The sequence below is a fragment of the Psychroserpens sp. genome (assembly GCF_045105015.1).
Lineage (GTDB): Bacteria > Bacteroidota > Bacteroidia > Flavobacteriales > Flavobacteriaceae > Psychroserpens.
On the sequence record NZ_JBGCCX010000002.1, the window covers coordinates 1 to 5,732 of the forward strand.

The 5,732-nt window shown below is 32.5% G+C and carries 6 protein-coding genes and 1 pseudogene; all 7 read left to right on the forward strand.

The annotated features are described in order from the left end of the window. Positions 1-149 precede the first annotated feature (149 nt). Positions 150-1,928, forward strand: coding sequence for a tetratricopeptide repeat protein (locus AB8B90_RS00105; RefSeq protein WP_405332303.1), 1,779 nt, complete (start codon positions 150-152; stop codon positions 1,926-1,928). 19 nt (positions 1,929-1,947) lie between these two features. After that, on the forward strand, positions 1,948-2,460 hold the full coding sequence (locus tag AB8B90_RS00110; RefSeq protein ID WP_405332306.1) for a GNAT family N-acetyltransferase: 513 nt from the start codon (positions 1,948-1,950) through the stop codon (positions 2,458-2,460). A gap of 11 nt (positions 2,461-2,471) precedes the next feature. Then, complete coding sequence (locus tag AB8B90_RS00115; RefSeq protein WP_405332308.1) at positions 2,472-2,795, forward strand: DUF4286 family protein; 324 nt, start codon at positions 2,472-2,474, stop codon at positions 2,793-2,795. Positions 2,796-2,800: 5 nt separating this feature from the next. After that, positions 2,801-3,580: a 16S rRNA (adenine(1518)-N(6)/adenine(1519)-N(6))-dimethyltransferase RsmA gene (rsmA, locus tag AB8B90_RS00120; protein ID WP_405332310.1), complete on the forward strand. Its 780-nt coding sequence runs from the start codon at positions 2,801-2,803 to the stop codon at positions 3,578-3,580. A gap of 10 nt (positions 3,581-3,590) precedes the next feature. Next, positions 3,591-4,961, forward strand: a complete 1,371-nt coding sequence (gene mgtE, locus AB8B90_RS00125) for a magnesium transporter (protein WP_405332313.1) — start codon at positions 3,591-3,593, stop codon at positions 4,959-4,961. 116 nt (positions 4,962-5,077) lie between these two features. Next, entirely contained in the window at positions 5,078-5,443 is a 366-nt protein-coding gene (locus AB8B90_RS00130) for a cupin domain-containing protein (RefSeq protein ID WP_405332316.1), read from the forward strand. An 83-nt stretch (positions 5,444-5,526) separates the two neighbouring features. After that, positions 5,527-5,732, forward strand: a pseudogene (locus AB8B90_RS00135) (hydroxyacid dehydrogenase); the annotation flags it as partial.

Below are 5,732 nucleotides of genomic sequence, written 5' to 3' on the forward strand. Positions count from 1 at the left end.
ACAGCAGAATAATTGAATCATTTTTATACAATGATTAATAGCACATTTATTTTGATTGGTAATGCCTAAACTCACGTTTAGGCATTTTTTTATAAAAACATTCACAATATGTAAGTACAGCATAAGTTATATTTACATAAATTAGTGGCATGAAGCAATTTTTAATTATCATCTTTATTTTTTCGTGTATGCTTGGTTCTTCGCAAAACGAACAATTAGCAGATAGTTATTTCAAACGTGGTGAATTTGAAAAAGCACTTATCTCTTACAAAAAGCTTTACGAAAAAAACCAAGGCAACTACAAATACCTCTATAAACTTATTGAAACACATCAACAATTAGAACAATATGATGATGCGCAAATTATTTTATTAGAACGAATTTCAAAAAGCAATAATCCATCTCTACTTGTAGAACTAGGTTACAACTATCAACTTAAAGGTGATACTGAAATTTCTGAAACTTATTATACTGATGCGATCATTGCTATAGACCAAAACCCAGCATTTACTTACAGTGTGGCAAAACGACTTCAAGATCATAGTTTACTAGAAAAAGCCATTATTGTTTACAAAAAGGGAATGATTCTTAATCCTAAACAAAATTATAATGTTCAGCTAGCTCGTATTTATGGTGAACTTGGAAACATTGAAGAGATGTTTTCAAATTATATTGACTACATACAATCTAAGCCTACATTTTTGAATAATGGCAAACGTGCATTTAGTGATTTTATTTCTGAAAATAGTGATAATGAAAATAACATAACACTCAGAAAACTGCTGCTAAAAAAAATTCAAGCACAACCTGATGAAATGTGGTATGATATGCTTAGTTGGTTATATATTCAAGAAAAAGCATACAATAAAGCTTTTGTACAAGAAAAAGCTTTGTACAAAAGAAATCCGGAAAGCTTAGGTCGTATTACAGATCTAGCACTCTCTGCTGTAAATGAAAAAAAATATGAAACTGCTAACACTATTTTTAATTATATATTAGAAAACTCTCAAGATATTGAGACCAGACTTACGGCTCATCAATACCGCCTTGATATTGAAGTCAAGAATGCCAATAAAAAAGAACTTAAAGATATTCAAGAAAAATATCAAGAACTTTTTAAGCAATATGGTACATACGAGCAAACCATTTCGCTACAAATTGCTTATGGAGATTTTCTGGCGTTTAATTTACATGAGCCAAAAGAAGCCAGTAATTTTTTAAAAGAAAGCCTAGAATTAGAATTATCGTTATTTCAAGAAGCTACTGTAAAACTAAAATTAGGAGATATTTTAGTGTTTCAAGAAAAGTTTAATGAAGCTTTAATATACTATTCTCAAATACAAGCCAATTTAAAAAACAGTACTATTTCTCAACAAGCGAGATATAAAGTGGCAAAAACCAGTTATTATAAAGGTGATTTTGAATGGGCCGAATCTCAACTTAAAATTTTAAAATCTTCAACATCACAACTCATTGCAAACGATGCTTTAGATTTAAAACTACTTATTTCAGATAATATTCAAGAAGACTCTCTTCATGCGGCTTTACGCCTTTACTCTAAGGCAGATTTGTTTGCTTTTCAAAACAAAAACGAAGATGCCATTTCACTTTTAGATACAATTTTGAAAGAACACAAAGGTGAAACTATAGAAGATCAAGCTCTATATATGCAAGCTAAATTGTTTGAAAAAACAAAACAATATGAAAAGGCTTTGGTTAACTACGAATATATAATTGCAAATTACAGGGATGACATTTTAGCAGATGATGCTCATTTTTATTTAGCCCAATTATATCAAACCCAATTAGGTGAGCCAGAAAAAGCAAAACCTTTGTATGAAAATATTATTTTTAATCACGAAGACAGCATCTATTTTATAGAAGCCAGGAAACGTTTTAGAATGCTTCGTGGTGATGCAATTAACTAATCTGTAGCATTACAAACTAATGATAATAGCAGAAACTGAAAGACTTGTACTCTCAAAAATCACAGTAGATGATGCATCGTTTCTTCTAGAATTGATGAATACATCTGGTTGGTTAAAATATAATGGTGACAGGAATGTTAAAACGCTTGATCAAGCTCGAAATCATATCGAAAATAACCAACTTAAATGTTACCAAACATATGGTTACGGCTATTATAAAATTCAAATAAAAGACGAAAATTTAAAATCAATTGGTACTACAGGTTTACTAAAACGTAATAATTTAGAGCATGTTGATATTGGTTTTTCCTTGCTTCCTGAATATTATAAAAAAGGCTATGGTTTTGAAGCCGCTACAGCAATTGTAAAGCTTGCTAAAAACACATTCAATATTAAAACGCTTTCTGCAATAACGCTTCCAATTAACAAACCTTCAATTCATCTTTTGGAAAAATTAGGCTTATCTTACCAAAAAACAATAAAACCTTTTGATGACGAGAAAGAACTTCTGTTATTTGTAAAGAATTTATAATTTATAAACACATGTACATTTACAACGTGACTGTCAATATCGATGACAGCATTCATGATGAATGGTTACTTTGGATAAAAGAGCACATTCCTCAAGTATTGTCTACTGGAAAATTTGAAAAGGCAACTTTAACAAAAGTCTTAGTTGAAGAGGAAATGGGAGGCCAAACCTACTCCATTCAATATCGTTCATATTCTAGAGAAGCACTTGATGCTTACTATAAAGAGGATGCCGAAAAATTGCGACAAGATGGACTAACTCGATTTGCTGGAAAATCATTAGCGTTCAGAACAGAATTACAAATTGTGGATGAATATTCAGTAAAATTCAAATAAAGAATATGTCAGTTAGAGCAAAAAAACATTTAGGTCAGCATTTTTTAACCGACGAGTCGATTGCAGAAAAAATTGCAAACACCTTAAGTTTAAATGGGTATAACGATGTCTTAGAAATTGGTCCAGGAATGGGTGTACTTACCAAATATTTGCTAAAAAAAGACATCAAAACACATGTCATTGAAATTGACGCAGAATCAGTAGAATACCTAAAATCAAATTACCTTAATTTAGCTAGTCGTGTTTATGAAAAAGATTTTTTAAAATACGATTTAACTGAAATTTTCAAAGATCAACCCTTTGCAATCATAGGTAATTTCCCATACAACATCTCTACTCAAATTGTTTTTAAGACCTTAGAGATGCGTGAACAAATACCAGAATTTTCTGGAATGTTTCAAAAAGAAGTTGCGCAACGAATCTGCTCTAAAGAAGGCAGTAAAGTTTACGGGATTCTTTCAGTATTAACTCAGGCTTTTTATGATGCTGAATACTTATTCACTGTGCCTCCAACTGTTTTTAATCCTCCTCCTAGAGTAGAGTCAGGAGTATTATTATTAAAACGGAAAGAAAACTTCACTTTACCAGTGGATGAAAAACTATTTTTTAGAGTCGTAAAAACAGCTTTTCAACAACGCAGAAAAACACTACGGAATAGTTTAAAAACATTCAATCTTTCAGATAATTTAAAAGCAAATGTTATCTTTGGCAAACGTCCTGAACAACTTACTGTTGATTCATTTTTAGAATTAACACAACTGATTGAAAACGACGTTAAAGACTAATTCATCTAACTTGATAGAAGAAAAAGATAACATACAATTTGAACTTACCGATGATCTCATTGAGCAAGTAGAACTTCTTGTCGCTAACCAAAGTGACAAAGAGTTAAAAACGCTTTTAAATGAATATCATTATGCTGATGTTGCCGAAATTCTAGACGAATTAAATCTTGAAGATGCTGTATACGTCATCAAATTATTAGATTCTGAAACCACTTCAGATATTTTAACTGAGCTTGATGAAGATACCAGAGAAAAAATACTTGAAAACCTATCCGCTAAAGAAATTGCTGAGGAGGTTGAAGAACTAGACACCGATGATGCTGCAGATATTATTGCAGAACTTCCTGAAGAACGTCAGGCAGAAGTAATCTCTAGAATTGAAGATGACGAGCATCGTGAAGAAATTACCGAGCTACTTACCTACGAAGACGATACTGCTGGTAGTTTGATGGCCAAAGAATTAGTAAAAGTTTACGAAACTTGGACTGTTGCTGGCTGTCTGCGTCGTATCAGAGGGCAAGCAAAAGAAGTCACCAGAGTGCATTCTATTTATGTAGTCAATAAAGAAGATAAACTCATTGGACGCTTATCACTTAAAGATCTAATTGTTGCAAAAAGTGAACAAAAAATAGCAGAAATTTCTAAAGACACTGTAGATTGGGTAAACGTTCATGATGATGTAGAAGATGTTGCTAAAGTAATGGCAAAATATGATTTAGAAGCCATTCCTGTTGTTGATGATGCACAAACTTTATTGGGAAGAATTACTATTGATGATATCGTTGATGTTTTAAAGGAGGAAGCTGATAAAGATTACCAAATGGCTGCAGGTATCACAGGTGACGTTGAAGCAGATGATAGCATTATTGAACTCACTAGAGCACGATTACCATGGCTGTTTTTAGGACTTGTTGGAGGTGTTGGAGCGTTTTTAATCATGGAAGGCTTTCAAGGTATTTTTGAAAAATATGCACTATTGTTCTTTTTTACACCACTAATTGCCGCAATGGCAGGAAATGTAGGTGTGCAATCTAGTGCAATTATTGTTCAAGGTTTAGCAAATGACGACGTTAAAGGAAGTATCAATAGTCGTTTAATAAAAGAAATGCTTCTGGCTGCATTAAACGGTACCATCTTAGCGGTCTTTTTATTTCTTTTCGTTTGGGCAACTAAAGGCCATTTTACCACTGCTTTAGCCATTTCAGTTTCACTTATTGTTGTGATTATCGTTGCTGGTTTAATAGGTACATTTGTGCCACTATTTCTTGACAAAAGAGGTATTGATCCAGCTATTGCAACAGGACCATTTATTACGACGAGTAATGATATATTCGGAATTTTAATCTATTTCTGGATTGCAAAAATGATTTTAGGCATTTAATTTAGGGCGTTCCCTAAAGGTCGTGCTCTCGCAAGTCGCTATCTTCAATGAGCTCCAACAAATGCTCCATCACTAACGCAAAACTTTGTAACTTTAAACACGCAAAGTATATTCCTATGAAACCTATTAATATTAAACATAAACACAGTTTATTCTCCAAACAATGGCATCCGCATCGTATTGCAACTGTCGATAATATGCAAGTGATCTTAGCTAAAATTAAAGGACAGTTTGTATGGCATAGTCATGACGATGAAGACGAATTATTTCAAGTCATTAAAGGCACATTACACATGCAGTTTAGAGATCGAACTGAAATTGTAAATGAAGGTGAATTGATTGTGGTTCCAAAAGGTGTAGAACACAATCCAAGTACTAAAAACAATGAAGAAGTACATTTGTTATTGTTTGAAAAACTAACTACAGCTCATACAGGAAAAGTAGATCACGATATGACTCAAACCAAATATCCAGAAATTTAATATAACTGTCATGTCGAGCGCATTCGAGACATCTCAATATTAGGTTTCTCAATCACTCTGTTCTTCATGTCGAAATGACAACTATGAAAATACTACATTTAGATAGCAATCATCCGTTACTCATTGAACAACTCAACGCATTAGGGTTTATAAATGACGTGGATTATTCGTCTTCCAAAGAAGGCATTCAAAATAATATCCATAAGTATGATGGTTTCGTAATACGTAGTCGATTTAAAATTGATAAATCATTCATAGATGCTGCAACGCATCTCAAATTTATAGGTCG

Bases quoted from the DNA above. Each gene is read 5' to 3' on its own strand.
- AB8B90_RS00130 (WP_405332316.1), top strand. From the start codon at position 5,078: ATGAAACCTATTAATATTAAACATAAACACAGTTTATTCTCCAAACAA.
- AB8B90_RS00110 (WP_405332306.1), top strand. From the start codon at position 1,948: ATGATAATAGCAGAAACTGAAAGACTTGTACTCTCAAAAATCACAGTA.
- AB8B90_RS00115 (WP_405332308.1), top strand. From the start codon at position 2,472: ATGTACATTTACAACGTGACTGTCAATATCGATGACAGCATTCATGAT.
- AB8B90_RS00105 (WP_405332303.1), top strand. From the start codon at position 150: ATGAAGCAATTTTTAATTATCATCTTTATTTTTTCGTGTATGCTTGGT.
- rsmA (WP_405332310.1), top strand. From the start codon at position 2,801: ATGTCAGTTAGAGCAAAAAAACATTTAGGTCAGCATTTTTTAACCGAC.